Source organism: Blastococcus capsensis (assembly GCF_030165005.1).
GTDB lineage: Bacteria > Actinomycetota > Actinomycetes > Mycobacteriales > Geodermatophilaceae > Blastococcus > Blastococcus capsensis.
The window spans coordinates 99,292-124,961 of sequence record NZ_JASNNW010000007.1 but is presented as its reverse complement, the minus strand read 5'-3'; the positions used below and the strand labels follow the sequence as shown (position 1 = coordinate 124,961).

General features: G+C 73.4%; 30 protein-coding genes. 15 read left to right on the top strand and 15 right to left on the bottom strand.

Features of this window, described 5'->3' with window-relative positions:
• The first annotated feature begins 36 nt into the window (after window positions 1–36).
• From QOZ86_RS08125 to QOZ86_RS08115, 3 genes are all read left to right on the top strand, one after another.
• Window positions 37–1,218: an acetoin utilization protein AcuC gene (locus QOZ86_RS08125; protein ID WP_284491451.1), complete on the top strand. Its 1,182-nt coding sequence runs from the start codon at window positions 37–39 to the stop codon at window positions 1,216–1,218.
• A complete protein-coding gene (locus tag QOZ86_RS08120) occupies window positions 1,211–3,964 on the top strand; it encodes a bifunctional acetate--CoA ligase family protein/GNAT family N-acetyltransferase (protein WP_284491450.1) in 2,754 nt (917 codons plus the stop codon). The genes QOZ86_RS08125 and QOZ86_RS08120 overlap by 8 nt, the downstream gene beginning before the upstream one ends.
• Window positions 3,965–4,141: 177 nt before the next feature.
• Window positions 4,142–4,429, top strand: coding sequence for a methyltransferase domain-containing protein (locus QOZ86_RS08115; RefSeq protein ID WP_284491449.1), 288 nt, complete (start codon window positions 4,142–4,144; stop codon window positions 4,427–4,429).
• Window positions 4,430–4,596: 167 nt separating this feature from the next.
• On the opposite strand, the gene sigB is transcribed toward QOZ86_RS08115, so the two are convergent.
• Together sigB and dtd are read right to left on the bottom strand one after the other, a co-directional pair.
• Entirely contained in the window at window positions 4,597–5,583 is a 987-nt protein-coding gene (sigB, locus tag QOZ86_RS08110; RefSeq protein WP_284491448.1) for an RNA polymerase sigma factor SigB, read from the bottom strand.
• Window positions 5,584–5,865: 282 nt separating this feature from the next.
• The gene (gene dtd, locus QOZ86_RS08105) at window positions 5,866–6,315 is read right to left on the bottom strand and encodes a D-aminoacyl-tRNA deacylase (RefSeq protein WP_348637958.1); all 450 of its coding nucleotides are present in this window, start codon (window positions 6,313–6,315) and stop codon (window positions 5,866–5,868) included.
• Between the two features lie 181 nt (window positions 6,316–6,496).
• Here dtd and QOZ86_RS08100 point away from each other — a divergent pair, with 181 nt between their 5' ends.
• A complete protein-coding gene (locus QOZ86_RS08100; protein WP_284491447.1) occupies window positions 6,497–6,898 on the top strand; it encodes a nuclear transport factor 2-like protein in 402 nt (133 codons plus the stop codon).
• A gap of 50 nt (window positions 6,899–6,948) precedes the next feature.
• Here the strand turns inward: QOZ86_RS08100 and QOZ86_RS08095 are convergent, their stop codons facing one another.
• Both QOZ86_RS08095 and QOZ86_RS08090 read right to left on the bottom strand, forming a co-directional pair.
• Entirely contained in the window at window positions 6,949–8,328 is a 1,380-nt protein-coding gene (locus QOZ86_RS08095; protein ID WP_284491446.1) for a sensor histidine kinase, read from the bottom strand.
• Window positions 8,325–9,020 (bottom strand): response regulator transcription factor, encoded by a 696-nt coding sequence (locus QOZ86_RS08090; protein ID WP_284491445.1) that lies wholly within the window; start codon window positions 9,018–9,020, stop codon window positions 8,325–8,327. The genes QOZ86_RS08095 and QOZ86_RS08090 overlap by 4 nt, the downstream gene beginning before the upstream one ends.
• Before the next feature lie 146 nt (window positions 9,021–9,166).
• Here QOZ86_RS08090 and QOZ86_RS08085 point away from each other — a divergent pair, with 146 nt between their 5' ends.
• The gene (locus QOZ86_RS08085; protein ID WP_284491444.1) at window positions 9,167–9,496 is read left to right on the top strand and encodes a PepSY domain-containing protein; all 330 of its coding nucleotides are present in this window, start codon (window positions 9,167–9,169) and stop codon (window positions 9,494–9,496) included.
• Window positions 9,497–9,547: 51 nt separating this feature from the next.
• A complete protein-coding gene (locus QOZ86_RS08080; protein ID WP_284491443.1) occupies window positions 9,548–9,916 on the top strand; it encodes a PepSY domain-containing protein in 369 nt (122 codons plus the stop codon).
• 110 nt (window positions 9,917–10,026) lie between these two features.
• On the opposite strand, the gene QOZ86_RS08075 is transcribed toward QOZ86_RS08080, so the two are convergent.
• A complete protein-coding gene (locus QOZ86_RS08075) occupies window positions 10,027–10,341 on the bottom strand; it encodes a hypothetical protein (protein WP_431521205.1) in 315 nt (104 codons plus the stop codon).
• Between the two features lie 4 nt (window positions 10,342–10,345).
• Between QOZ86_RS08075 and QOZ86_RS21145 the strand changes: the two genes are divergently transcribed.
• The 4 genes from QOZ86_RS21145 to QOZ86_RS08060 all read left to right on the top strand — a co-directional run bounded on the left by QOZ86_RS21145 (window position 10,346) and on the right by QOZ86_RS08060 (window position 12,273).
• Window positions 10,346–10,444, top strand: a complete 99-nt coding sequence (locus tag QOZ86_RS21145) for a helix-turn-helix domain-containing protein (protein WP_431521204.1) — start codon at window positions 10,346–10,348, stop codon at window positions 10,442–10,444.
• A 129-nt stretch (window positions 10,445–10,573) separates the two neighbouring features.
• Window positions 10,574–10,729 (top strand): hypothetical protein, encoded by a 156-nt coding sequence (locus QOZ86_RS08070; protein ID WP_284491441.1) that lies wholly within the window; start codon window positions 10,574–10,576, stop codon window positions 10,727–10,729.
• A 460-nt stretch (window positions 10,730–11,189) separates the two neighbouring features.
• On the top strand, window positions 11,190–11,627 hold the full coding sequence (locus tag QOZ86_RS08065) for a DoxX family protein (protein ID WP_284491440.1): 438 nt from the start codon (window positions 11,190–11,192) through the stop codon (window positions 11,625–11,627).
• Window positions 11,628–12,123: 496 nt separating this feature from the next.
• Complete coding sequence (locus QOZ86_RS08060) at window positions 12,124–12,273, top strand: hypothetical protein (protein WP_284491439.1); 150 nt, start codon at window positions 12,124–12,126, stop codon at window positions 12,271–12,273.
• A 122-nt stretch (window positions 12,274–12,395) separates the two neighbouring features.
• On the opposite strand, the gene QOZ86_RS08055 is transcribed toward QOZ86_RS08060, so the two are convergent.
• Window positions 12,396–12,713, bottom strand: a complete 318-nt coding sequence (locus QOZ86_RS08055) for a type II toxin-antitoxin system PemK/MazF family toxin (protein ID WP_284491438.1) — start codon at window positions 12,711–12,713, stop codon at window positions 12,396–12,398.
• Complete coding sequence (locus tag QOZ86_RS08050; protein ID WP_284491437.1) at window positions 12,710–12,910, bottom strand: hypothetical protein; 201 nt, start codon at window positions 12,908–12,910, stop codon at window positions 12,710–12,712. The genes QOZ86_RS08055 and QOZ86_RS08050 overlap by 4 nt, the downstream gene beginning before the upstream one ends.
• 875 nt (window positions 12,911–13,785) lie before the next feature.
• On the opposite strand from QOZ86_RS08050, the gene QOZ86_RS08045 reads away from it, so the two are divergent.
• From QOZ86_RS08045 to QOZ86_RS08035, 3 genes are all read left to right on the top strand, one after another.
• A complete protein-coding gene (locus QOZ86_RS08045; RefSeq protein WP_284491436.1) occupies window positions 13,786–13,977 on the top strand; it encodes a hypothetical protein in 192 nt (63 codons plus the stop codon).
• 47 nt (window positions 13,978–14,024) lie between these two features.
• The gene (locus QOZ86_RS08040) at window positions 14,025–14,618 is read left to right on the top strand and encodes an HhH-GPD-type base excision DNA repair protein (RefSeq protein ID WP_284491435.1); all 594 of its coding nucleotides are present in this window, start codon (window positions 14,025–14,027) and stop codon (window positions 14,616–14,618) included.
• 99 nt (window positions 14,619–14,717) lie between these two features.
• On the top strand, window positions 14,718–15,062 hold the full coding sequence (locus QOZ86_RS08035; protein WP_284491434.1) for a DUF3099 domain-containing protein: 345 nt from the start codon (window positions 14,718–14,720) through the stop codon (window positions 15,060–15,062).
• A gap of 7 nt (window positions 15,063–15,069) precedes the next feature.
• Here the strand turns inward: QOZ86_RS08035 and QOZ86_RS08030 are convergent, their stop codons facing one another.
• Window positions 15,070–15,948, bottom strand: coding sequence for a carbohydrate kinase family protein (locus QOZ86_RS08030; RefSeq protein WP_284491433.1), 879 nt, complete (start codon window positions 15,946–15,948; stop codon window positions 15,070–15,072).
• Window positions 15,949–15,956: 8 nt separating this feature from the next.
• Window positions 15,957–16,886 carry a pseudouridine-5'-phosphate glycosidase gene (locus QOZ86_RS08025; RefSeq protein ID WP_284491432.1) on the bottom strand — a complete coding sequence of 310 codons (930 nt, stop codon included), beginning with the start codon at window positions 16,884–16,886 and terminating at the stop codon, window positions 15,957–15,959.
• An 89-nt stretch (window positions 16,887–16,975) separates the two neighbouring features.
• Here QOZ86_RS08025 and QOZ86_RS08020 point away from each other — a divergent pair, with 89 nt between their 5' ends.
• Window positions 16,976–17,203, top strand: a complete 228-nt coding sequence (locus QOZ86_RS08020) for a DUF3039 domain-containing protein (RefSeq protein WP_284491431.1) — start codon at window positions 16,976–16,978, stop codon at window positions 17,201–17,203.
• A gap of 352 nt (window positions 17,204–17,555) precedes the next feature.
• Here the strand turns inward: QOZ86_RS08020 and QOZ86_RS08015 are convergent, their stop codons facing one another.
• The 5 genes from QOZ86_RS08015 to ppgK form a co-directional block, all read right to left on the bottom strand.
• The gene (locus tag QOZ86_RS08015; protein ID WP_284491430.1) at window positions 17,556–18,614 is read right to left on the bottom strand and encodes a YihY/virulence factor BrkB family protein; all 1,059 of its coding nucleotides are present in this window, start codon (window positions 18,612–18,614) and stop codon (window positions 17,556–17,558) included.
• A gap of 49 nt (window positions 18,615–18,663) precedes the next feature.
• Window positions 18,664–20,844 (bottom strand): VanW family protein, encoded by a 2,181-nt coding sequence (locus tag QOZ86_RS08010; RefSeq protein WP_284491429.1) that lies wholly within the window; start codon window positions 20,842–20,844, stop codon window positions 18,664–18,666.
• A gap of 142 nt (window positions 20,845–20,986) precedes the next feature.
• Window positions 20,987–21,211, bottom strand: coding sequence for a DUF7455 domain-containing protein (locus QOZ86_RS08005; RefSeq protein ID WP_284491428.1), 225 nt, complete (start codon window positions 21,209–21,211; stop codon window positions 20,987–20,989).
• A 558-nt stretch (window positions 21,212–21,769) separates the two neighbouring features.
• Window positions 21,770–23,116, bottom strand: coding sequence for an RNA polymerase sigma factor (locus QOZ86_RS08000; RefSeq protein ID WP_284491427.1), 1,347 nt, complete (start codon window positions 23,114–23,116; stop codon window positions 21,770–21,772).
• Between the two features lie 247 nt (window positions 23,117–23,363).
• A complete protein-coding gene (gene ppgK / locus QOZ86_RS07995; protein ID WP_284491426.1) occupies window positions 23,364–24,107 on the bottom strand; it encodes a polyphosphate--glucose phosphotransferase in 744 nt (247 codons plus the stop codon).
• Between the two features lie 104 nt (window positions 24,108–24,211).
• Between ppgK and QOZ86_RS07990 the strand changes: the two genes are divergently transcribed.
• Window positions 24,212–25,033, top strand: a complete 822-nt coding sequence (locus tag QOZ86_RS07990) for an inositol monophosphatase family protein (protein ID WP_284491425.1) — start codon at window positions 24,212–24,214, stop codon at window positions 25,031–25,033.
• A 10-nt stretch (window positions 25,034–25,043) separates the two neighbouring features.
• Here QOZ86_RS07990 and QOZ86_RS07985 read toward each other — a convergent pair whose 3' ends face one another.
• The gene (locus QOZ86_RS07985; RefSeq protein ID WP_284491424.1) at window positions 25,044–25,592 is read right to left on the bottom strand and encodes a LytR C-terminal domain-containing protein; all 549 of its coding nucleotides are present in this window, start codon (window positions 25,590–25,592) and stop codon (window positions 25,044–25,046) included.
• Window positions 25,593–25,670: the final 78 nt, after the last annotated feature.

Here is a 25,670-nt window from a genome sequence, read left to right as displayed (position 1 = left end):
AGGCGCGCTCGGCCGGGCGCGCCGGGGGAGGGGTCGATGAGCGACTCGGTGGCGGTCGTCTGGGACGACGCGTTGCTCGGCTACACCATGGGCGGCGACCACCCACTGCACCCGGTGCGGCTGGACCTGACCATGCGCCTGGCCGACAGCCTCGGCGTCCTGGCCACCGACCGACTGCGGGTGCTTCCCCCGAGCCCCGCCGGCGAGGACCTGCTGACCCTCGTCCACGATCCGGGCTACCTCGAGGCCGTCCGGCAGGCACCGTTCGTCCCCGACGTCGGCCACGGCATGGGCACTCCGGACAACCCGATCTTCCCCGACATGTACGACGCCGCGGCCCTCATCACCGGCGGCAGCGTGCTCGCCGCCCGGCAGGTGCACAGCGGCGCCGCGCAGCACGCCGTCAACATCTCCGGCGGGCTGCACCACGCCATGCGGGACCGGGCCTCGGGTTTCTGCGTGTTCAACGACGCCGCCGTCGCCATCGCCTGGCTGCTGCGGCAGGGCTACGAGCGGATCGCCTACGTCGACCTCGACGTCCACCACGGCGACGGCGTGCAGGTCGCCTTCTACGACGACCCCCGCGTGCTCACGGTGAGCATCCACCAGACGCCGCTCACCCTCTTCCCGGGCACCGGCTACCCGGAGGAGACCGGCGACGCGGACAAGGCGCTGGGCAGCGCGGTGAACCTGGCGCTGCCCAACGGCACGGACGACTCCGCCTGGCTGCGGGCGTTCACCGCGGTCGTGCCCAGCGTGCTCACGGCGTTCCAGCCGCAGATCATCGTCACCCAGTGCGGCTGCGACGCCCACCACGAGGACCCGCTGGCCGACCTCGCGCTCACCGTCGACGGGCAGCGGGCCAGCTACAAGGCCATGCACGACCTGGCCCACCAGCTCTGCGACGGCCGGTGGATCGCCCTGGGCGGTGGCGGCTACGGCCTGGTGCGCTGCGTGCCGCGGGCCTGGACGCACCTGCTCGCCGAGGTGAGCGGCACCCCGCTGGACCCGGCCACCGAGATCCCCGAGTCCTGGCGCGAGGACGTGCTCCGCCGCGGGCTGCGGGCCCGGCCACCCACGCACATGACCGAGGGCGGGTACACCGGGTTCTCCCGCTGGGACAGCTTCAGCGAGTCGCGCGTCGACCGGGCGATCATGCGCACCCGCCGCGCGAGCTTCCCTTACTTCGGTCTCGACCCGGACGACCCCCGTGACTGAAAAAGGACCCCTCTCCCCCCCACTGCTCGCAGGCTCGCAGCGGGCCCCTGGAGAGGGGCCGCCGACCGAGGACCAGCAGAACCCGACCCCGCCTCCGGGCTGGGAGGCCGACATCGTGGCCGCCGACGGCGGCACGGTGCACCTGCGGCCGATCTGCCCCGACGACGCCGAGGGCCTCAACGGCCTCATGGACCGCAGCAGCGACCAGACCCGCTACTACCGGTTCTTCGGCCCGATGAAGCGGCTCTCCGACCGCGACCTGCACCGGTTCACCCACGTCGACCACGACCGGCGGGTGGCCTTCGTGGTGCTGCTGGGCGACCAGATCATCGGGGTCGGCCGCTACGACCGGTACCCGGACACCGACGACGCCGAGGTGGCCTTCCTGGTCGAGGACGCCCACCAGGGCCGCGGCCTCGGGTCGGTGCTGCTCGAGCACCTGGCCGCCGCCGGCCGGGAGCGCGGCATCAAGCGGTTCGTCGCCGAGGTGCTCGCCCAGAACAGCAAGATGGTGCGGGTCTTCCGCGACGCCGGCTACAAGGCCGAGCGTTCCTACGAGGACGGCGTCGTCCACCTGACCTTCCCCATCCAGCAGACCGAGGACGCCCTCGCCGTCGCTTACGAGCGGGAGCAGCGCAGCGAGTCCCGGTCGATCGGGCGGCTGCTCACGCCGTCGTCGGTGGCCGTGGTCGGCGCCAGCAACGACGACGGCAAGATCGGCAACGCGGTGCTCCGGCACCTGCTCGACTACGGCTTCGCCGGCCCGGTCTACCCGGTGAACCCCGGTGCCCGTCACGTCCGCGGCGTCCCGGCCTACGCCGACATCGAGTCCATCCCCGACGACGTGGACCTCGCCGTCCTGGCGGTCCCGGCGGACGAGGTCGCCGGCGTCCTGGAATCCTGCCGCCGCAAGCGCGTGCGCGGGCTGGTGGTCATCTCCGGCGGGTTCGGCGAGGCAGGGCCCGAGGGACGCGCCGCGGAGCGGGAGCTGGTCGCCGCGGCGCGAGCCTCCGGCATGCGGGTGGTCGGTCCGAACTGCCTGGGCATCGTCAACACCGATCCCGAGGTGCGGCTGAACGCCAGCCTGGCGCCGATGGTGCCCGGCCGGGGCCGGGTCGGCTTCTTCGCCCAGTCCGGCGCGCTCGGCGTGGCGCTGCTCGAGCGGGCCCGCAGCCGGGGCATCGGCCTGTCCACGTTCGTCTCCGCCGGCAACCGTGCCGACGTCAGCGGCAACGACCTCCTGCAGTACTGGGCCACCGACGCCGGCACCGAGGTGGTGCTGCTGCACCTGGAGAGCTTCGGCAACCCGCGCAAGTTCGCCCGGCTGGCCCGCACGGTGGGGCGCACCAAGCCGGTGGTCGCGGTGAAGAGCGGCCGGCACGTCGGGGTCACCCCGGGGCTCGCGGGCACCTCGGTGGCCGTCCCCGAGCAGTCGGTGGCCGCGCTGTTCGCCTCGGCCGGCGTGATCAGGGTCGAGACCGTCGCGCAGTTGTTCGACGTCGGCACCCTGCTGGCCCACCAGCCGCTGCCGCCGGGCAACCGGGTCGCCGTCGTCGGGAACTCCACCGCGATCGGGGTGCTGGTCGCCGACGCCGTCCTCGAGGAGGGCCTGGAGCTGTCGCACGCGGCTCCCGTGGACATCGGGGTGCGCGGCACGGCCGATGAGTTCCGGGCCGCCCTGCAGGCCGCGGTCGACGACGACCGGGTGGACGCGGTCGTCGCGGTCTTCCTGCCGCCGCTGATGGCCGGGTCCCAGGAGTACGGCCCGGCGCTGCGCGAGGTGTCGGTGAACTCGGCCAAGCCGATCGTCGCCAGCTTCCTGTCCACCGAAGGCATCCCCCCGGAGCTGACGGTGCCCGACGAGCAGGGCATGCCCGCACGCGGGTCGGTGCCGTCGTACAGCACCCCCGAGCGGGCGGTCATCGCGCTCGCCAAGGCCACCGAGTACGCCCGCTGGCGGCGCCGGCCGGTCGGTGAGCAGCCGGAGCTCCCCGGCGTCGACGAGGCCGCCGCCGAGGTCATCGTGCACGGCGCGCTCGCCGAGTCGCCCGGCGGCCGCGAGCTCACCGACGACGAGCTGATCGGTCTGCTCGCCACCTACGGCGTGCCGCTGCTGGGCACCCGCACGGTCACCGACGCCGAGGCCGCGGTCACCGCCGCGGAAGCGGTCGGCTACCCGGTGGTGCTGAAGTCGACGGCCCCCTGGCTGCGGCACCGCTCCGACCTCGGCGGGGTGCGGCTGGACCTGCCCGACGCCGACGCGGTGCGCGCCGCCTTCACCGCGATCCCGTCCGGCGACCCGGTCATCGTCCAGGAGATGGCCGCCCCGGGCGTGGCCACCGTGGTGGAGATCGTCGACGACCCGTCGTTCGGCGCGCTGGTCAGCTTCGGCCTCGGGGGAGTGGCCACCGACCTGCTGGGCGACCGCGCCTACCGCACGCTGCCGCTCACCGACCTCGACGCCGCGGAGCTGGTCCGCTCACCCCGGGCGTTCCCGCTGCTGAACGGCTACCGGGGGTCGGAGCCGGTCGACCTGGCGGCGCTGGAGGAGCTGCTCCTCCGGGTGGCCCGGCTGGCCGACGACCTGCCCGAGGTCCTGCGGCTGACGCTGGAGCCGGTGATCGTGGGCCCGGCCGACCCGTGGCACGGCGGTCGCTCGCTCGTGGTCGCCGGCGGCACCGCGGTGGTCGGCCCGCCGACCGCTCGGGTGGACCCCGGCCCCCGGCGGATGCGCAGCCCCGTCTGATCCCGCCTCCTGCGGTCTTGCTGCTGTTCCTGCGGCGATGCGGACCCACTGACCCAGCAGCGACACCGCAGAGGCGACGGGGCGCGCGGCGGGTGCTGGCGTCCGGGTCCGCTCGGTGCTGCACTCGCCAGCACGCCCCCGCGGCGCGGAGCGCGTGCGTCTGCCGGGAGCTCTGCGATGACCAGATATGCCGTCGCATACCGCCTGGGGTCCACTCCCTGGGAGCGGTACGCCGGCGCGGCGGCCGGGAGCATCCAGGCCCTGCTGGACCGCGAGGAGGTGGACCGGCCGCGCCCGCTCGGCCGGGCGCTGGACCTGGGCTGCGGCCGAGGCGGGTGCAGCTCGGAGCTCGCGCGACGGAGCTGGGAGGTCGTGGGCGTCGACGCCGAGCCACGGGCCATCGCGGGGCTGGGCTGGCCGCTGAACCGGACCGCTCCGCAGTGGTACCGCCTGCGGCGGGCCTAGCCGCGCGGTACCCGTCCGAAGCTCGCGGTCCGGGGCCGTGGGGGGCCACGTCGAGCTCCGAGGGCGCCGCGCAGGACTCCCGTACCGCGAGAACCGCTCCCAGAGCCGGTTCCGTGGAGCGACGAGAGCCCGCCCCCGGGCCGGGGACGGGCTCTCGTCGGCGTCGCTCAGGCCAGGTAGTCGCGCAGGGCGTCGGCGCGCTGCGGGTCGCGCAGCTTGGTCATCGTCTCGCGCTCGATCTGGCGGACCCGCTCCCGGGACAGCCCGAACTGCTTGCCGATCTGCTCCAGCGTCCGGGGCTGGCCGCCGTCCAGGCCGAATCGCAGGACGACGACGTCGCGCTCGCGGTCCTCCAGCGTCGACAGAACCGTGCGCACGTCGCCCTTCATCATCTGGAAGGCGACGGCGTCTTCGGCGACGGCGGCGTCGGCGTCCTCGATGAAGTCGCCGAGCCGGGACTCCTCGTCGGCGCCCACGGTCTGGTCGAGGCTGACCAGGTCACGGCTGTACTCGAGCAGCTCGGTGATCCGCTCCTCGGGCAGGTCCAGCTCGAGACCCAGCTCCTCGGCGGTGGGCTCCCGCTCGAGCTCCTGGTGCATCCGCCGGCGGGTCCGCACCACCTTGTTGACCTGCTCGGCGAGGTGGACGGGTAGCCGGATGGTCCGGCCGGAGTCGGCCATGGCCCGGGTGATGGCCTGGCGGATCCACCAGGTGGCGTACGTCGAGAACTTGAAGCCCTTGGTGTAGTCGAACTTCTCGACCGCACGGATCAGGCCGACGTTCCCTTCCTGGATCAGGTCCAGGAACGTCATGCCGTGGCCGGTGTAGCGCTTGGCCACGGAGACGACCAGCCGGAGGTTGGCCTCCAGCAGGTGGGCCTTCGCGGCCTTGCCGTCGGTCGCCAGCGTCTTGTAGTCCCGCTTGCGGGCCGGAGTGAGGCCTTGCTGCTCCGCGATCAGCCGCTCGGCGTAGAGCCCGGCCTCGATCCGCTTGGCCAGCTCCACCTCTTGCTCCGCGGTGAGCAGAGCGGTCTTGCCGATGGTGTTGAGGTAGACGCGCACGAGGTCGGTGGAGACCAGGCCGCTGGTGTCGGGCTCCCGTCGGGGGGCGCGCACGTCCAGGGTGTCGGTGGGGGAGGACTGCAGCAGCGTCACGGTGGGTCTTCGTCCTTGCCTTCGATTCGGATGCATCCGCCGGTGTCGTCGGGCGGCGGAGCGTCATCCAGGCGTGGAGCGGGGGCCAGGGCTACGGGGTCACCGGCCGGTCCCGCCCTTCTCTGTCCGGTGTGGTACGCCCTGCACAACGGCTGCCACGGGGTCAGGTGTTCCGCAATTCGACCGTTCACAGCAAACCGACAGGGAGTGTTGTAGGCCACCCTCCGGTACCCGGCAGCGCCGGATGCCAGACATGTCATTTCTGCGACGGAGTGTCGGGCGTCAGGTCTCCAGGAGGAGGGTCATCGGTCCCTCGTTGACCGACGAGACGCTCATGGCCGCGCCGAAGATCCCGGTGGCCACGGTGGCCCCCCGACGGCGGAGCGCGGCCACCACCTCCTCCACCAGCGGCTCCGCGACCTCGCCCGGGGCGGCAGCCTGCCACGACGGCCGCCGCCCCTTCCGGGTGTCGGCGTACAGCGTGAACTGGCTGACCACGAGGACGGGCAGCCCGAGGTCGGCGGCGGACACGGCGCCGTCCGGGCCAGGGAAGATGCGTAGCTCGTGAATCTTCCGGGCCATCGCCCGGGCGGTGGCCTCGTCGTCCTCGTGGCCGACTCCGACCAGTGACAGCAGTCCCGCGCCGATCTCGGCGACGATGATGCCCTCAACGGTTACAGCGGCTGTACTGACCCGGCTGACGACGGCGCGCACCAGGTCATCCTCCGTCATCGGCGAGCGCGTGCCCTCCGGCGGGCCGGTGCACAGGGCCCCCGCCGGAGCGATCACCCTTGTCGGGACGCCCGCGCGAGGACACCCTGGGACGGTTGGCAATCGACGGTTGGCAATCACCGCCGGAGCGGCGCGTCGACCGGGCAGCGCGCCGTGATCCTCGGTCCTGAGGAGGACTGTCGTGGACGTCCATCCGAACGTCGATCTGCTGCGTCGTCTCTATGCCGCCATGCGGTCCGGTGACGTCGCGACGCTCCAGCAACTGCACACGGCCGACTTCCGGTTGTCCATCTCCGGCACCAGCGCGATCTCGGGGGAGTTCGAGGGCGTCCGAGGGGCCGCGGAGCAGTTCGAGCAGTCGATGGCGCTGACCGGCGGCCAGCTGGAGATGACCGTACGGCACCGGATGGCGATCGGGCAGGCTCGCGGGCGCGCTGACCGTGACCATGGCCAGGACGCCACCGCCGAGGCGCTGCTCGGCCGTGACCCGTTCGCATTGTCGACCGGGATGCTGCTCGACCAGCCCATGCGTCGAGGACGCAGTCGAGCGGTCGCGCCTCCTGGCGCACGCGTCACCGGGTAGAGCCATGCCGTCTCCCTACGACCGGGGAACGTGGCCGGGGGACTGTCGGGTCAGCCGGCCAGCGGAAGTCGGACGACCAACCGGGCACCGGCGGCGGCGTCCTCGATGCTGACCTCTCCGCCGTGCTGCAGGACGACGTCGCGGACGATGGCCAGGCCCAGGCCGGTTCCGCCGGCGTCGCGGCTGCGGGCGTCGTCGAGGCGGGTGAAGCGGTCGAACACCCGCTCCCGCTGATCGACGGGGATGCCAGGGCCGTCGTCGGTCACGGTGAGCAGCGCCCGGTCGGTCGCGGTCAGCGCGACGGCCACGGTGGTGCCGGCGTGCCGGAGCGCATTGCCGAGCAGGTTCTGGACGACGCGGGTGAGCGCATCCCGGTCGCCGATGATCCGGGCGCCGGAGACCGCGGAGGTGTCGAGGCGCAGCGCGGTGTGCGCACGGACGCGACCGACCGTCTCCAGGACGAGGTCGTCGAGGTCGACCTCGTCGCGGGCGAGGGGCACACGGGCGTCGATCCTGGCCAGGCGGAGGAGGTCGTCGACCAGCCGGGACAGTCGCTGGGCGTCCTCGGTCAGCGCTGAGAGTTGATTGCGCCACGACGGGTCTTCGTGCAGCGCGGCGACCTCCAGCTGGGTGCGCAGGGACGCCAGGGGGCTGCGGATCTCGTGGGCGGCGTCGGCGACGAACTCCCGCTGCCGTCGGGTGGCGGCCTCGGCCCGGCCGAGCAGCGCGTTGAACGTGACGGCGAGCCGGGCGAGTTCGTCTCCGCCGGCGGGGACGGCGAGCCGCCGGTCGAGTGCGTCGCCGGGGATGTCGGCGGCCTGCCGGCGCAGCGCCTCCACCGGGCGGAGCGCCCGACCCGCCAGGAACCACGTCAGGACGGCGAGGACGACGACCACCGCCGGCGCGCCGATGGCGAGCGCCGAGATCAGCTCCTCGACGCTCTCCTCCGCGTCGTCCAGCGGTAGGCCGACCTGGACGACGAAACGCTGCCCGTCCGGTGCGGTGACCGGGAGGGCGAGCACGCGGTAGGGCTCGTCCTGCTCACCGGGCAGGGCGAGGCCCTGCTGGGTGACCAGTTCGAGGCCGGTGCCTGCCGGGGCCCTCAGCAGCGGCCGGCCGTCCGGCAGCTCCACGGAGGAGGCCAGGACGGCGCCATCCTCGTCGAGGACGTGGACGACCTCGTCGTCGTCGCCGGCGCGCAACGACTCCGCCGAACTGCCGGAGGTGATCGTCGCGGCTACCCGCTCGGCCCGGTCGAGGGCGGCCTCGTCCACGCTCGCCAGCAGCGCCGACTCGAGCCGGACGGTGAGCAGCACCGCCGCCAGCGCGATTGCTCCGGCGATGACCACGACCGCGGCCGCCGTCAGCCGGGCCCGCAGGGAGCGGCGACGCAGCCAGCCGGGTCGGCCCCGCAGTGGCCGGACGCTCATCCGCCGGCGGCATCGATGCGGTAGCCGACGCCACGCACCGTCTCGATGCTCCTCCGCCCGAACGGTGCGTCGATCTTGCGCCGGAGGTAGCCGACGTAGACCTCGACGATGTTCGGGTCGCCGGCGAAGTTCTCGTCCCACACCTCGGCCAGCAGCTCCGACTTCGCCACCGCATCGCCGGCCCGTCGCATCAGGTGCTCGAGCAGCGCGAACTCCCGGGCGGTCAGCGACAGCTCGGTGTCCCCGCGCCGCACCCGGTGCGCGGCCGGGTCCAGGACCAGGTCGTCCACCACCAGCTGCGCCGGCCGCTCGGGAGCGCCGCGCCGCACCAGGGCACGCAGCCGGGCCACCAGCACGACGAACGGGAACGGCTTGGTCAGGTAGTCGTCGGCGCCCAGGTCGAGCGCGTCGGCGATGTCGTACTCACCGTCCTTCGCCGTCAGCATCAGCACCGGCGTCCACACCTGGCGGGCCCGCAGCTCGCGCAGCACGTCGTACCCGGAGCGGCCCGGCAGCATGATGTCCAGGACGATCGCGCCGTAGCCGCCGAGCAGGGCCCGGTCCAGACCGGTCACGCCGTCGCCGGTGACATCCACCGAGAATCCCTCGGCGTGCAGCCCGCGGGCCACGGCGGCCGCCAGGTTCCGCTCGTCCTCGACGACCAGCACCCGCACCCGCCCACCCCATTCCATCGTCAGTGTCCGTTCTGCCAGGTCGGTGCTGAGAGGAAGCTGAGAGGTACGGCCTGTTCCCCACGGTTCTCAGCGTCCGCTCAGCGGGGCCGGTCGACACTGGGGTGGTGCCCCCACGAGGGGTTGTCCCGAACCCCGGAGGAGACATGAAGAAGAGCACCTGGACCATCGGCGGCGCCGCGGCCGTCATCGTGCTGGCCGGCGGAGGTGGCGTGGCCCTCGCCGCCGCAGGTGACGACGAGGACGCGCGCCCGGACGTCGCCATCACCGGTGATGCCCTGGAGCAGGCCAGCGAGGCCGCCCTCGCGCATCTCGGCGAAGGCGAGGTCACCGACACCGAGGTCGGCGACGAGGAGGGCTACTACGAGGTCGAGGTCACCCTCGACGACGGCGGCCAGGTCGACGTCCACCTCGATGAGGACTTCACCGTGCTCGGCGACGAGCGCGACGAGGAGGAATCCGGCGACGACGACTGATCGCCGCCGCACCGGAGCCACGCAACAGCAGCTGACCCTGGAGGAGAAAACGTGAACAGCAGGCTCAAGGGTGCCGCCCTCGGCACCGCGGCTCTGGCCGCGGTGGTCATCGGCGGGACGCAGATCGCACAGGCGGAGAACGATGACGCTCCGCGGGCCGATGCCGTCATCGACGACGGCACCGAGGTGCCCGAGGACGACGCCGGCGAGAAGGATGAGCAGGCCACCGGACCGGACCGCGACCAGGCCGGCGCCGCCGCCCTCGAGGCGGCCGGCGGCGGGACGGTCACCGAGGTCGAGGTCGCGGACGAGGGCGACACCGGCTACGAGGTCGAGGTCCGGCTCGACGACGGCAGTTTCGTCGAGGTCGCGCTCGACGAGTCGTTCACCGTCGTCTCCGTCGAGAACGACGACGACTGACCGCTCTGAAGCACGACCGCCGAGAGGGCGGTGCGGCGGGTGGGGCGGGACAGCGTCACGGGAACTTCTCGAGGGTGCGGGGATGGGGCGGTTGGGGGCGGGGGACCAGGTCAGCCGGTGAAGGCCAGCCAGAGGGCGATGGCGACGACGGGTCCCTGTTCGCTGCGCTGCGGGCCGGAGCGCGCGGCTACCTGCTCAAGGGCGCCGACCGCGAGGAGATCGTCCGGGCGGTGCTGGCGGTCGCCGGCGGCGACGCCGTCTACGGGGGTGCGGTCGCCCGCCGGGTCGTCGACGCCCTGACCGGGGCCGCGTCGCGAGCTCCGGCATTTCCCGAGTTGACCGGCCGGGAGCACGAGGTGCTCGAGCTGCTCGCGGCCGGGCTGCCCACCGGCCAGATCGCCCGCCGACTGGACCCTGTCGGACAAGACGGTGCGCAACCACGTCTCGGCAGTGCTCACCAAGTTGCGAGTTCCGGACCGCGCAGCTGCCATCACCCGCGCCAGGGAGACCGGCATGGGCCGGGCCTAGTTCGCTGCGCCGGAGCCGATTGCTCAGCGCGAGGGGGCAAGGGACTCTCGCGCCCGGAAGAGACGTCCGCTGAGGGGCAGCGGCCGGCGGGGCGCGTGACGTCATCACCTGGGCCGGTACGGAGCGAGCGTGCCGACTCTGACCATCGCCCAGAATGCCCGGGCCGACGAGCTGCTGAGCCGTGACCCGCTCGCGCTGCTGATCGGGATGCTGCTGGACCAGCACATGCGCCGACGAAGAGCTGAACGCTGGCAGAGGCAACTCCTGACATCTGCCGCCAGGTGATCAGTTGGCGCGTCGATCAGCACGGGTCGAGGGCAGTGGCAGGTCCCGACTTCGACTGGCCGGGGTGCACATCGCGATTCGGGTCAGTGCCCGGCGGCGAGAAGGGATCCGTCGACTGCGCGCAGCCGGTCGAGCAGGGCGTCGGACGTGCCCCGCTCCTCATCGCTGGAAGCGGCGAGGACGGAGCGCGGGTCGGCTGCTCATCTCATCGTGAGCCGGCCGGCCTCCGGTCGCCCGAGCAGCACGAGCACCTCAGTCCACGGGCGGGGGAGGTTGCACCGGATCTCGAGCTCGGCGCCGTGCCGGCGTTCGAGCCGGCTCCGGACCCTGCCTCGTCCCACGACTCGAATAGCGTGGGGCGCGAGCCATCGCCGCCCCCGCCTTCCCATCTGGTTCGACGCAGACCGGTCCGGTCAGCGCCCCACACCCTCGATCCGCCCCACCACCGAGAGGACCCGTCATGACCTTCCCCGCTCCCGCCCGTGACCTCGCCGTCCTGGTGACCCGCGTCGCCGTCGGCCTCATCTTCTTCGCCCACGGCTGGCAGAAGCTGTTCACCAACGGCATCGACGGCACCGCCGCGTTCTTCGACCAGGAGGGCGTGCCCGCCGCCTCCGCCGCCGCGTGGGTCGTCGCCGTCGTCGAGCTGGCCGGTGGTGCCGCCCTGATCCTCGGCCTCGCCGTCCCCGTTGCCGGGCTGCTCCTCCTCGTCGACATGATCGGCGCGTTCGCGTTCGTCCACGCCGGCGCCGGCCTCTTCGTCGACCAGGGCGGCTACGAGCTCGTCCTGGCCCTCGGCGCGGCCGCCCTCCTGCTGGCCGTCGTCGGCGCCGGGCGCTTCAGCGTCGACCACCTGCTCGCCGGCCGCCGTCGGACCGCCCGGTCCGCGGGGGCCTGACCCCGTACCGTGCTCCGGGCCGGGCAGCCCGTGAAGGGTCGCCCGGCCCGCTCTCTGCGCGCAGTGAAGGATCCTCGCCAACACGGCCTGACGGCGGTGCTCCGGGCACGACCCTCGGGGCGCCCCCGCCCTCTCCGCCACGACCACGAGCAGTCCGCGTGACCACGCCCGCCCTCACCACGCCCGCTTCCGGCCGCGCACCCGATCACTGCGCATCGGCAGCGTGTCGCCGCCCTCGAGGGGGAGCAGGCGCACCGGCCGGGGACGCCGGAGGACGGGCTGCTGCCCAGCCTCTACCTGTTCCACGGCTGCGAGCCGATGCCGTTCGGCAGCCCCGAGTGGCTCGACTCGCTGCACGACTGGGCCCGGGCGCTGCCGTGCCCTCGGGCGGCGCGAGCGGTGCTCGTTGAGCGAGGCGGAGCCGACCGCGACCGTGCAGGTGCCGCGGCCGTGCCTGGAAGGTTGTCGCCGCGGTTCCGTGCGGCACACTGCTCCGGTGCCGATCCTCTGCATCGCCCAGGACGCCGCCGCCGACGAGCTGCTCGGCCCTGACCCGCTCGCGCTGCTGATCGGGATGCTGCTGGACCAGCACGTGCGTGGACGAAGCGGTGAGGCGGTCGGCCGCAGAAGGGCAGGTACCCGGTAGGAAGCCCTCCGTCACCGGCGAGCCGACGACACGGTCCGCATCCGTCGCCCTCGCGCGAGGGTATTCCCCGCCCCCGCCGTCGGCCGCCCCGCGCCAGTGGGCCCATGCGACCCGAGTGCGGGTCAGAGGCCGAGGTACCGGGTGACAGCGACCTCGACCTCGTCGAGTTCGTCGCGATGGAGGAAGAACGCAGGCTCTCCCTCGACGAAGCGCACGTCGATGCTGCGCATCTGATCGACGAGGAATCGGGTCAGGACGCCGCCCAACTCGATCTCGGGCCGGAAGACGGCGGGCTGGGCCTGTGTGGACGTCGGGACGACCGTGGCGACGCTCCAGGCCATGTCGGTGGGACTCAGGACCAGTCCGTAGCGCCGGCCGCGTTGCTCGTGACCACGACGAGCCACCCCGAGGTCGACGCGGTAGACAGCGCCGCGGATCACCAGGCGTCGGCCTCGCCGGACAGGTCCTCGTCCGCCAGTCGCTCGGCGTCGGCCCGCGCTCGCGCGAGCCATGCTTCGCGATCCAGCAGGCGGAGCGCGCGGCGGATGACGTCGGCGGTGTGCTCGTCGTCGCGCATCGCCGCGCGGATGATCCGCTCGTCCTCCTCGGTGGGGCGGAACCCGATGGTCTTGCTCACGCGGCGATGCTAAACACCTGCTTGACAATCGTGCAACGGGCGCCGGGTGTGTTGACGGGGCCACGGCGCCCGATGGGCGGGCACGTACGCCGGCTCTGACTTCGACATCTCCGAAAGCACCTGCGGAGATGTGAGAACGCCGACGCTGCTGCCACTGCTGCGCGCGTGGGCAACACCCGACTGGTCCGGGCGGACATCTCCAGCGTGCTCGCCGGTCCGCTGACCGACCTACTGGCGGTCACCTACGGGCCTCGACCGGTGCTCTCCGACGCGCTGCACGGTGTGCCGGGCGTCGCCCGCGCCTACATCTACGGGTCCTGGGCCGCGCGCTACTCCGGCCTGCCGGGCCCGGTGCCCAACGACATCGACCTGCTCATCATCGGTACGGCCGACCTCAATGACCCGATGACGCCGTCCGCCCCGCCGGCGAGCGGCTCCGCCGCGAGGTCAACGTCCGCCGGGTCGCCTCCGACACCTGGGCCCGGGCGGACCGTGGCGAGGACGCCTCCGGCTTCCTCGCCACGGTCACCGCCGGCCCACTGGTCGCACTCGACCTCGACGCCGCCGACCGGCAGCCGTCGGTCGGAGCGGCCCGATGAGGTGGCAGCAGGGCCGGGACCGGATCGAGGAGATGCTGCACGGGACACCGGCGACGCTGCAGCGGGTCCAGCCGAGCCGGGAGCACGCCGACCGGCTGGTCCGTCGGGCCCGCGCCCACCTGGCAACCGTCGTGAAGGTGGCCGGCGACGACCCGGCCGGCGCCTACGGCCTGCTCTACGACGCCGCGCACAAGGCGCTGACCGCCGTGCTGGGAGAACCAGGGCCTGCGGCCCACATCCCGGGGCGGCCACCTTGCCGCGTATCACGCGGTCACCGTGCAACTGGACCCGCCGCTGGGCAGGACGCTGCGGCCGTTCGACCGGCTGCGCCGCACCCGCAACGACGCCGAGTACCCGGCGACCGACGCCGAGGAGCTCACCGCCGAGCCGGTCGTCGAGGACCTCCCGAAGGCCGCCGTGATCGTCGATCTGGCCGCGCAGGTGCTCGACGAGATGAGCCCGTTCTGACCACCGCCGCTGACTGCGTTGCGATCGCCCTACGGCACCATCTCCACGTGCCCACCCTCCGCATCGCCCAGGACGCCGCCGCCGACGACCTGCTCGGCCGCGACCCGCTCGCACTACTCCTTGGGATGATGCTGGACCAGCAATTCCCCATGGAGCGGGCATTCGGTGCGCCGCGGCTGCTGGCCGACCGGCTGGGGGTCGACACCCTCTCGTCCGAGCAGTTGGCGTCGATGGACCCCGACGAGCTCGTGCGCGTCTTCCAGGGGCCGCCGGCGCTGCACCGCTACCCCGGGTCGATGGCCGCGCGCGCCCAGGAGGTGTGCCGGGCGCTGGTGGCCGACTACGACGGCCAGGTGGCGGGTCTGTGGGCCGACGGCCCGGACGGTGCGACGCTGCTGAAGCGGCTCAACGCGCTGCCGGGGTTCGGTGCGCAGAAGTCGAAGATCTTCCTCGCCCTGCTCGGCAAGCAGTACGGCGTCACCCCACCGGGCTGGTGCGAGGCCGCCGGCGACTACGGCCGCGAGGGGTCCCGGCGCTCGGTCGCCGACATCACCGGTCCGGAGTCCCTGGCCGAGGTGCGCGCCTTCAAGCAGGAGCAGAAGCAGGCGGCGAGGGCGGCCAAGCAGGCGGCGGGCAGCTGATCGCGGGGCGCCTGCACCGGGCTCTGCGCGGTGGCACCATGGGGGTGGTCCGGGAGCCGGCGGGGTGATGCCCGCGGACACCGGCCAGCGGAGGGAAAGGTGCCCGTGGCCTCGAGCCAGCAGTTCCCGCGGTCGCGCAGGCCGGAGCCGGTGCTCATCACCGAGGCGGCCCCGAGCCTCACCGACCAGCAGGCCGCCCGCAAGCGGCGGTACGCGATCACGATGGCCATCCGCGGTGTCGCGCTCGTCCTGGCCGCGGTCTTCTACCAGACCGTCTGGCTGATGATCATCCTCGCCGTCCTCGGCACGGTGCTGCCCTGGATCGCCGTGGTCATGGCCAACGACCGGCCCCCGAAGGCCAAGACCCGCCTCCCGGGCGTCGATGCGCGCCCCGACCGGGTGCTGGAGAACCCCGCGCGGTCCGGGCGGATCATCGAGGGCTGAACGGCGTTCAGCGGGCTCCCGGCCGGCGGACCACGTCGGCGGCGCGGGCCAGGCCGGCGTCCAGGGCGGCGGCGGGGGAGCAGTCCTGGTCGGTGAGCCACGCTCCGAGCAGTCCGGCGGCGAACGCATCCCCTGCGCCGGTCGTGTCCACGACCGTCGTCGTCCGCGCTGGTCGGTGCACCACCGTGTCCCCGGACGCCCACAGCGCGCCGTCGGCTCCCAGGGTCACCACGGCGATCGGGTGCCGGCCGGCCAGCGCCCGCGCCGCCTCGGTGACGTCCGCACAGCCGTTGAGCAGCCGTGCCTCGTCGGCATTGGGTAGCACCAGCGTCACTCCGGCCGTGTCGTTCAGCCACCGGTCCACGCCGTAGGTGCGCAGCGGGCCGGTCGAGGCCGGGTCCACCGAGCTGGTGCAGCCCGCTGCGGTGGCCGCGGCCAGCGCCGCCAGGCCCGCGGCGCGCGGACCGGGGTCCAGCAGCGTGTAGCCAGACAGGTGCAGGTGGCCGCCCGGCCGCGGGGCCGGCACGTCGGGTGGGCGAAGCGCCAGGTTGGCTCCGCGGTCGGCCAGCATGCTGCGCTGCCCACCCGGTTCGACCAGGCTCACGATCGTGCCGGTCACCGTTCCCGGCACGGTGCGCAGTCGCAGCCGCACCCCGGCGTCGGCCAGCTCGGCGGACAGGCTCGCGCCGGCCACGTCGTCGCCGATGCAGCCGGCCAGCACCACGGGCACTCCCGCCCGGGCCAGGTGGACGGCGACGTTGGCGCCCGCGCCGCCACCGCGGACCCGGATCGACGCCGGCCGGTCCGACCCCGGCGCCGGCTCCCCGGAGAGGACCGCCACCACGTCGGTGGCGACGTCGCCGACGACGAGGACCGGCTCAGGCACGACCGTGTTCAGGCCGGGGAGGCGGCGAGCGCCGCGGCGATCCGGCCGGCGAGCTCCGCATTGCGCAGGACCAGCCGGACGTTGACCGCCAGGGTCGCGCCCTCGCTCGCGCGGTGCAGGTGGTCGAGCACGAACGGGGTGACCCCCTTGCCACGCACGCCGGCTGCATCGGCCGCCGCGAGCGCATCGGCGATCACCCGGTCGTGCAGCACCGGGTCGAGCTGCTCGTCGGCCGGCAGCGGGTTGGCCACGACGACCGCCCCGGGGGCGAGCCGGCGTCGGGCGGCGAAGACGGCGGCGGCCTGCTCGGGGTCGGTGACCGACCAGTCCAGCGTCGAGCCGGAGTCGGCGACGTAGAAGCCGGGGAACGTGGTCGTGCCGTAGCCGACGACCGTGACCGACAGCGACTCCAGCCGCTCCAGGGTCGCCGGGACGTCCAGGATCGACTTGACGCCGGCGCACACCACCACCACGGACGTGCGTGACAGCGCGGTCAGGTCGGCCGATTCGTCGAAGGTCTCGCTCGCCAGCCGGTGCACTCCGCCGAGCCCCCCGGTGGCGAAGACGGTCACGCCCGCGGCCTCGGCCAGCAGAGCGGTGCTCGACACCGTCGTCGCGCCGCTCAGCCCGAGCGCGGCGGCCACCGGCAGGTCGCGGACGCCCAGCTTGGCCAGGTCCGGGTCGGCGCACACCCGGTCGATCTCCGCGGGCTTCAGGCCGACGTGCGGAACGCCGTCGAGGACGGCGATCGTCGCCGGGACGGCGCCTCCGGCGCGGACGGCGGCCTCGACGTCGTCGGCGGCGGCGCGGTTGTCCGGCCGGGGCAGGCCGTGCGCCAGCAGCGTGCTCTCCAGGGCCACGACGGGGCGGCCGGCAGCAAGGGCGTCGGCGACCTCGGAGGACAGGACCGGGCGGGAAGGGGGGTTGGCGGGAGTCACCCTGTCATCATGGTGGGCGGGTGCGGGAGCACCGCGGCCCGCGGCCGCGCGCCGACCGCACGACCCGACCGTCGAGCAGGGAGCCCCGCATGAGCAGCAGCGACATCCTCGAGCGGCCGGACGTCCGCGAATCGGACACCGGCAACGCCAACGAGGTCTTCCACTACGTCAAGAAGAACCAGATCGCCGAGAGCGCCGTCATGGGCACCCTCGTCGAGGCGCTGTGCGGCGAGGTCTTCCCGGTCACCAAGAGCCCCAAGCCCGGCAGCCCGGTGTGCCCGGCCTGCAAGGAGGTCTACGAGCAGCTCAAGAAGTGACCGGAGTCCAGCCTGGTCGTCCCGAGTGGGCCCGGAGGGTCCGCGCAGGGACGACGGAGGCGCTCAGCGCAGCCGGGGGACGGCACGTGGACGCGGTGCGGTCCGGAGGACCGCAGTGTCATGGGCCCCGGAGGGGTCCGCGCAGGGGCGACGCAACGGCTCCGCGGCGCAGGGGCACGGCACCTGGTCGTGGTGCGGTCCGGAGGACCGCGATGTCATGGTGGTGCGGTCCGGAGGACCGCAGTCTCATGGGTTCGGAGGGTCCGCGCAGGGACGACGGAGGCGCTCAGCGCAGCCGGGGGACGGCACGTGGGCGCGGTGCGGTCCGGAGGACGGCCGGGTCATGGCGGTGTCACAGCCCGAGGCGCCGGGCCTCCTGCTCGAGCTTGGCCTGGCGGCGGGCCTTGCGACGCCGGTCGTGCCGGCGCAAGGGTGCCGGCCAGCGGGACTGGATGGTGGCGTTGAGCTCGGCGCCCAGCAGCACCGCCATGCCGAAGAAGAAGCAGAACAGCAACGCGCCGATGGGGGCCGCCAGCGCGCCGTAGGGCAGCGCACTGGTGAGAAAGTCGGTGACGTACGCGCGCAGCAGCAGCGCGGCCACGAGGAAGAAGCCCAGGCTCAGCAGCGCGCCGGGCAGTTGCCGGCGCCACGGCAGCCGGTTCGGCAGCACGACGTGCAAGAAGCTGGTCAGCCCCAGCAGCAGGCCCACGACGACGATCGGCCAGTAGACGGCGCCGATGAGCATGTCGGTGGTGCTCTGCCAGTCCGGTGGCACCAGGGCGACCAGCACGTCCCGGCCGAGCACCAGCAGCGGCAGCGTGAGCACCGCCAGCAGCATCCCGACGATGAAGAGCCACAGCGCCTTGAGCCGGGTGCGGATCGGGCCGCGCACGTCGCGCTGGTCGTAGGCGATGACGATCGTGTTCATGAACGTCGCGGTGGCTGAGGACCCGGCCCACAGGGACAGCAGGAAGCCGAGGCTGACCACCTCCAGCCGGCCCGAGCCCAGGATGTCGGCCAGCGTGGGGCGCACCAGGCCGTCGACCACGTCCGGGGTGAGGACCTGCGCCGAGGCGTCGAGCAGACGCTCCTCGATCTGGCTGACGGCGTCGTTCCCGATGAGGGCACCCAGGTAGCCCAGCGAGCCGAGCAGGCCGATGAGCAGCGGCGGCACCGACAGGATCTGCCAGAACGCCGCCTCGGCCGACAGTCCGAGGATGCGGTCCTGCCACGCCTTCGCCAGCGTGCGCCCGAGCACCTGCAGCGGCACCCGCAGCGGTGTCGGCCAGCGGCCCAGCTTCGACGGCGCCGGGGCGTCCGCGCGCACCGGACCGGATGCGGCAGGGCCTGCGATCGCGGGCTCACCCACCCCGGCCCGGGTGGGTGAGTCGCTGGGCAGCACGGCGCTCACCTGGACAGTGTGCACGGCGGGTAGTGCCTGACCGGTCCGGTCGCCGGCGTCAGGCCACCCGCCCGCGCGCCGGGCGACGTCCGCCGGGCGCCGGCGGACTGCTGGGGGCGGTGCCCTCGGGGCCCGGCGCGGGCGGTTCGGCCGGAACGCAGTTGATGATCGGCTCGGCGGCGTACCGGGTCCGGAAGTTCTCCCGCTCCAGCTCCGCACCCGTGGTGAGATCCCGGAAGATGCGGGTGACGGTGATGTCGAACCCGGTCGAGCCCGACTGCGGCTCGCAGGTGGGGCTGTCGGGCTTGTCCTGCACCACTGGCTGCCGGATGTTGTAACGCTCGCTGCTGACCGACTGGATCTCGTAGCGCTTCGTCCCGTAGAAGGTCACCGTGAGGGAGTCGGGCGTCCATGCGGTGTCGACGTAGACGCCGGTGTCCCCGTCGTTGCGCCACTTGAGGTCGATGGAGTCGTAGTAGACGGTGGCCTCGCGGCCGGCCGGGTAGCGGCTGATGTAGTAGCTGTGCGGTTTGTGGAAGACGTCCTCGAGTCCGGCGAAGAACACCGCGTTGAACATCGTGGTGGCGAACTGGCTGATGCCGCCGCCGACGGCGGTGGTGAACTCGCCGTTGTTGATGACGCCGGCCTCCACGTACCCCTGAGCCGTCCCCCGGGGACCGGTGAAGCTGTTGAGGCTGAAGGTCTCGCCCGGCATGATCACCGCGCCGTCGACCTCCTTCGCCACCACCCGGATGTTCTCGCCGCTGGCCGGGTTGCCGATCTTCGTGGTGAAGCTGGAGATCTCCTCACGGATGCCGAGCGCCTCGGCCTCGGCGGTGGTGAACTCCGCCGGGACCGGCCCGAGCTCGGCGGTGACGGTCCGCGGTGCCTGGCCGGCGAGCACCGGGAGCAGCTGCTCGGCCAGCTGCGCCGGCGCGATCCCGGTTCCGTCGACCGACGGCACGACGGTGACCGCGCCGCCGGCGACCTCGAACCGGGCGTCCTGGGCGGGGGTACCGAAGGCGCCGAGCTCGTCACCCAGCGCGGACTGCAGGGCCTGGGGGTCCAGGCCCACGGCCAGCTCGCCGTCGTCCTGGGCGGTGAACGTCAGCGCTGCTGCGATCGCCTCGACCGGAACCGCTGCAGAGGTGCCGCCGTCCTGGCTGACGACCTGCACCGGCGCGGACAGCGCCGGGGTGACCGTCTCCTCCAGGACCCGCTCGGCCTCCTCGACGTCGACGTCGACCGGTGTGACGTCGACGGGCAGCTCGATGGGCGCACTCGGGTCGCCACCGGAGGCGAGCGCGTCGGTGATCGCCTCGGCCGAGCCGTCGCGGTTCAACGTCCGGCCGTCCTCCGGCTCCACGACCGACGGCGTGGTGCCCGCGATCGCGATCGTCGCGTCCTGCGGAGCGCGGTCGACCTGGGCGGCGATGCCATCGATCTGGGCGGCCAGCGCCGTCTCCTCGCCGGTGATGACCGGCTCGACCTCGCGGTCGGAGAAGAGAGTGACCAGGCGGGTCCAGGGGTTGAGCGGCTGGTCTTCCGCGGCGTCCACGGTGCGGGCGACGTCGAGGGTGATGCCGGCGGTGGCGGGGGACAGCGTGGCGGTCACGTCGGCCGCGGTGACCGTGTGGTCGGCCACCACGCGTGGGGCCAGCTCCTCCTCGAGCACCTGTGCCGCCCGCGCAGGTGCGAGCCCGCCGACGTCGACGCCGGCCACCACGGTGTTCCGCGGTACCTCACCGGAGGCTGCCAGCAGGTCGACGCCGTAGGCGGCGGCCAGCACGGCGAGGAGGGCCGCGGGGACCAGGGTCGTACGGCGCCGCCACCAGTGGCCGCGTGGGCCGCTCGCCGGCGGCCGGTCGTCGGACCGGGGCCCGGGAGGCACGTCGGCTGCGGGGTCCAGGGGCGGCACCACGGCGGTCCGAGCGGTGTCGCCCTCCGGCGCCGGTGCGGGGCTGACGCGATCGAAGCGCTGGGTGCCGTCGGCCTCGTCGGCCTCGGCGGTGGCGGGGGCGACCGCCGGGCCGTCGTCCGTGGTGGGTGCCACGCCTGCGTCCGGGGGAGCGGCCGGGGCGCTCTCGGGGGCACTGCGCAGCCAGTCCCGGCCCACCGGCCGGGTGTCGTCGGGCTCGGCCCCGAACGCCGGGGACGAGACCGTCGGCTGCGGGCGCCCGCCGGCGCCGTCGGGCCGCATCCGGACGGTCTCGTCGGACGAGGGGGACTGCTGGGACATGCTGGATTCCTCCGGTTGCCGCCGACCGGGGGTCCCCGGAGACGACGGAGCCGCCGGCCCGGTGCCCGCACGAGGCGGGGCATCGGACGCGGCGGCGTCGTCAGGTGAGACGGTCATCGCGGGCGCGACGTTATCGCCTCTCTCACGCGGTTACGTGCTGCTCGCCCTCTGTGTCGATGATGTCGACGGCGATGTCGCGGAGCTTGTTCTCGTACTCACGGGCGTGGTGCCCGCAGAACACGAGATCGCTGCCGCTGGCGAGCACGACACGGACCTTGGCCAGGGCACCACAACGGTCGCAGTGGAACGGCACGACCAGGTCGTCGGCGGCGGGGGTCGTCGTCAGCGTCTGGGTCATCTGGGTCATCACTCGCTCTCTACCGCACGGACCCGCGGTTGCGGATCGGCCTCCTGCACAGCGCCAGGATGGCCCCTCGGATTCCCGTTCCCACCCGGAACGTCGTGGACTCGCCGAAAGAGATGAGTCCGTGACACGCCGGGCGCGGGCGGAGCGGGTTCAGCAGGGGACGTCACTGGGTGGAACTGGTGGTGCACGTGCTGGTGGTCATCTGCCCGACCGGTGGGAACCGGCCGGACCGTGGATCCGCTGCTGTTCTGACGGCGTCCACGCTACGCCGTCTACCCGACAGGTGTCGGCGTACACCGGCGTAGTCACACCGTGACCCTTTCGGGCGAGGGCACCGTGGCACCGGCTGCCCAGATGGCCGACGGCCGGCGCCGCGGGGGTCGCCGGAAGCCGGGAGTCTCCCGAGTGGGCCCCGGAGAGGTCCGCGCAGGGACGATGCAATGACACCGTGACCCTCGGGGCCGCACCGCAGCCAGGTGCCGTTCCCCTGGTGCGAGGAGCCGCCGCGTCACTCCTGCGCGGGACCCTCCGGGCCCCACTCGCCGTGAGGGTGCACCCTCAGTCCAGGTAGTCGCGCAGCACCTGAGAGCGGCTGGGGTGGCGCAGCTTGGACATGGTCTTGGACTCGATCTGCCGGATCCGCTCACGGGTGACCCCGTAGACCTGGCCGATCTCGTCCAGCGTGCGCGGCTGGCCGTCGGTGAGCCCGAACCGCAGCCGCACGACGCCGGCCTCCCGCTCCGACAGCGTCTGCAGCACGCTGGTCAGCTGGTCCTGCATCAGGGTGAAGCTGACCGCGTCGACGGCCACGACGGCCTCGGAGTCCTCGATGAAGTCACCGAGCTGGCTGTCGCCCTCGTCGCCGATGGTCTGGTCGAGGCTGATCGGCTCCCGGGCGTACTGCTGGATCTCCAGCACCTTGTCCGGGGTGATGTCCATCTCCTTGGCCAGCTCCTCCGGGGTGGGCTCGCGGCCCAGGTCCTGGAGCAGCTCGCGCTGGATGCGGCCGAGCTTGTTGATGACCTCCACCATGTGCACCGGGATGCGGATGGTGCGGGCCTGGTCGGCCATGGCGCGGGTGATCGCCTGCCGGATCCACCAGGTGGCGTACGTGGAGAACTTGTAGCCCTTGGTGTAGTCGAACTTCTCGACGGCACGGATCAGACCGAGGTTGCCCTCCTGGATCAGGTCCAGGAACGCCATGCCGCGGCCGGTGTAACGCTTGGCGAGGGACACCACGAGGCGCAGGTTCGCCTCGAGGAGGTGGTTCTTGGCGCGCTCGCCGTCGCGGACGATCCAGTTGAGGTCCCGGCGCATCTGCGGGGAGAGCTTCTGGCCCTCCTCCTCGACCTGGCGCAGCCGCTCGGAGCCGTAGAGACCGGCCTCGATCCGCTTGGCGAGGTCGACCTCCTCCTCGGCGTTGAGCAGCGCCACCTTGCCGATCTGCTTGAGGTAGGCGCGGACGGAGTCCGCCGAGGCGGTGAGCTCTGCGTCCTTGCGGGCCTGCCGCAGCGCCTCGGACTCCTCCTCGTCGTCCCACTCGAAGTCGGTGCCGCCCTCGGTGGTCTCCTCCTCGGCGGCGGCGACCTCGACGCCGTCCTTGCCGGTGACGACCGTCTCGTCGAGCTTGAGCCCCTCGGAGCCGGCGTCGACCACGGCGACGGCGGAGTCCTCGGTGGCCACGGCGGTGAGGACGGTGCCCTCACCGGCACCCGGCGACGGGGTGATCGTCGGCTTCGCGCGCCCCTTGGCCGGGGTCTTGGCGGCCGCGGTCGGTGCCTTCTTCCGGGCGGCGGCCGGCTCGGCGGCCGTCTTCTTGGTGCCGGCACGGGTCCCGGCTGCGGCCGTCCTGGCCCGCGGGGTGCTCGCTACGGCTGCTTCCGGTGCTGGCTGATCGGCGGGCACTCAGGTTCCTTCCCGTACTGGGTTCGTTCCCCGGGGACCGTGTGGTCCGCGGGCAGCGGCTCCGCCTGGGGCTCTCGAGGGCCGGAGGACCCGCGGACCGGCACGGCGTTTGACCGCGATCGGGACGGGGGAATCCCTCCCGGCTGGAGGGCGACGGGCTGGGGCGTCACCATTGTAACGACGTCGCCGAGCGAAATCAGCGCCTCGGATCCGAGGCCCTCGCTCGGACGGGGCGGGACGGGTCGACTCAGTGCTCGGGACGTTCCGCGGCGGCCAGTGCCGCGCCGACGATCCCGGCGTCGTTCTGCAGTTCGGCCGGCACCACGGGGGTGCGGGTGGACAGCAGCGGCACCCACTTGTGCGCCTTCTTGCTCACGCCGCCGCCGACGATGATCAGGTCCGGCCAGAGCCCGGCCTCCAGGACGTCCAGGTACCGGTCCACGCGCCTCGCCCACTCGGGGTAGCTCAGTTCCTCGCGCTCACGGGCGGCCGCCGACGCTCTCCGCTCGCCGCCCTCGCCGTCGACCTGGATGTGCCCGAACTCGGTGTTGGGCACCAGCCGGCCGTCGACGAACAGCGCGCTGCCGATGCCGGTACCGAACGTGAGCATCAGCACGACGCCGCCCCGGTCGCGGCCGGCGCCGTAGCGCATCTCGGCCAGCCCGGCGGCGTCGGCGTCGTTGAGGGTCTCGACGGTGCCCGGGATCCGCTGGGAGAGCCCGGCGTCGACGTCGGTGCCGATCCAGCTCTTGTCCACGTTCGCCGCCGTGTGCGCCACCCCGGCCTTCATCACCCCCGGGAAGGTGACGCCGACGCGACCCGCCCAGCCGAAGGCGCCGACGAGCTCCGCCACCACCTCGTAGACCGACTCCGGCAGCGAGGGCTGCGGTGTCTCGGTCCGCCGCCGTTCGCCGACGAGCCGGCCCTGGTCCAGGTCGACCAGGCACCCCTTGATGCCGCTGCCGCCGATGTCCACCCCGAAACCCTGCACGCCGACAGGTTAGTAGAACGACCCCCTCGCTCACCGCCGCTCGCGAGCTCGCAGCCGGGCCCTGCGAGGGGGCCGTGGCGCCCGGCTGCGGCAGGATCGGCGTCGTGACCGATTCCACCGCCGGCCCTCCGGACCCGCGTGCGCTGCTGGAGCTCGCCGTCTCGGCCGCCCGGGAGGCGGCTGCGCTCGTGGCCCGTGGCCGCGACACCGCAGCCCGGCACGTGACCACGAAGTCCAGCCCCGTGGACGTCGTGACGGCGGTGGACGCGGCGAGCGAGGAGCTGCTGGTGCGGCACCTGCTCGCAGCCCGCCCGGACGACGGCGTGCTGGGCGAGGAGGGCGCCGCCCGTGACGGGACCAGCGGGGTGCGCTGGATCGTGGATCCCATCGACGGAACGGTGAACTTCCTCTACGACCTGCCCGCCTACGCCGTGTCGATCGCCGCCGAGGTCGAGGGCGTGGTGACCGCGGGGGCCGTGCTGAACGTCGCCACCGGGGAGCTCTTCACCGCCACGGCCGGCGGGGGAGCGGAGCTGGCGTCCCCCGGCCGGCCGGTGCGCCGGCTGACGGCCGGCCGCCCGGAGTCACTGGACCGGACGCTGGTCGCCACCGGCTTCGGGTACCGGGTGGAGCAGCGGCGCGCCCAGGGGGCGGTCGTGGCACGGCTGCTCCCGCAGGTGCGCGACATCCGGCGGTTCGGCAGCGCCGCACTGGACCTCTGCGCCGTCGCCGCGGGACGGGTCGACGCCTACTACGAGCTGGACCTCAACCCCTGGGACCACGCGGCGGGCGCGCTGGTGGCCGCGGAGGCAGGGGCGGTCGTCACCGGCCTCTCGGACGGGCCGGTCGGCGCACCGATGGTGATCGCGGTGGCCCCTTCCGTGGCCGGCCCGTTCCTCGACCTGGTGGCCGAGCTGCACCGCTGAGGCGGGAGCCTCAGCAGGCGGTGTCCGCCGCCTCCTCCGCGGGTGCGAACGCCGCAGTGACCTCCTCCGGGGTGGCCATGCTGTCCGGGAAGACGAACTCCGGCCCGATCACGAGGTCCACCACCGCGTCGGCCCGGGTGTCGCGGTACATGCCCGCACCTGGCAGGTAGACCGCCAGGAACCGCGCGGCGTCCCGCCCCCGGGGCCCGTACCGCACCTCGCCGACGCCCTCGACCTGCCGGTCGGTCGGGTCGTTGGCGACCTCGCCGACGGTGAAGCCGCGCGCCCGCAGGTCGTCGGCGACCTGCTGGGCCAGGCCCCCGGTGTCGGTGGAGTTGTGCACGCGCACCGAGACGGCGGCGGGATCCAGCTGCGGAGGTGGCTCCTCCGCGGATGCGCACGCCTGAGCCGCCTCCGCGCGCCGTGCCTGGTCCTCGCGGATGACCGTCCACCACACGGCGCCGGCCGCGAGCGCGAGCACCAGCAGGAAGATGAGCGGCGGCAGCGGGCGCCGCCCGCTGCGCGGGCGCACCGCAGGGCGCGCGGAGCGCTCGGTCACGGTGACTCCTCGGCGGGATCCGGGGGCGTGGCGCCGAGGGTCCGGGGCGCCTACGTCCTGGTTCGGACGGCTGACGGT

Excerpts from the sequence above, each read along its gene's own strand:
- QOZ86_RS08125 (WP_284491451.1), top strand. The coding sequence starts at position 37 with ATGAGCGACTCGGTGGCGGTCGTCTGGGACGACGCGTTGCTCGGCTAC.
- QOZ86_RS08115 (WP_284491449.1), top strand. The coding sequence starts at position 4,142 with ATGACCAGATATGCCGTCGCATACCGCCTGGGGTCCACTCCCTGGGAG.
- dtd (WP_348637958.1), bottom strand. The coding sequence starts at position 6,315 with ATGACGGAGGATGACCTGGTGCGCGCCGTCGTCAGCCGGGTCAGTACA.
- QOZ86_RS08095 (WP_284491446.1), bottom strand. The coding sequence starts at position 8,328 with ATGAGCGTCCGGCCACTGCGGGGCCGACCCGGCTGGCTGCGTCGCCGC.
- QOZ86_RS08090 (WP_284491445.1), bottom strand. The coding sequence starts at position 9,020 with ATGGAATGGGGTGGGCGGGTGCGGGTGCTGGTCGTCGAGGACGAGCGG.
- QOZ86_RS08085 (WP_284491444.1), top strand. The coding sequence starts at position 9,167 with ATGAAGAAGAGCACCTGGACCATCGGCGGCGCCGCGGCCGTCATCGTG.
- QOZ86_RS08065 (WP_284491440.1), top strand. The coding sequence starts at position 11,190 with ATGACCTTCCCCGCTCCCGCCCGTGACCTCGCCGTCCTGGTGACCCGC.
- QOZ86_RS08020 (WP_284491431.1), top strand. The coding sequence starts at position 16,976 with ATGAGCAGCAGCGACATCCTCGAGCGGCCGGACGTCCGCGAATCGGAC.
- QOZ86_RS08010 (WP_284491429.1), bottom strand. The coding sequence starts at position 20,844 with ATGTCCCAGCAGTCCCCCTCGTCCGACGAGACCGTCCGGATGCGGCCC.
- QOZ86_RS08005 (WP_284491428.1), bottom strand. The coding sequence starts at position 21,211 with ATGACCCAGATGACCCAGACGCTGACGACGACCCCCGCCGCCGACGAC.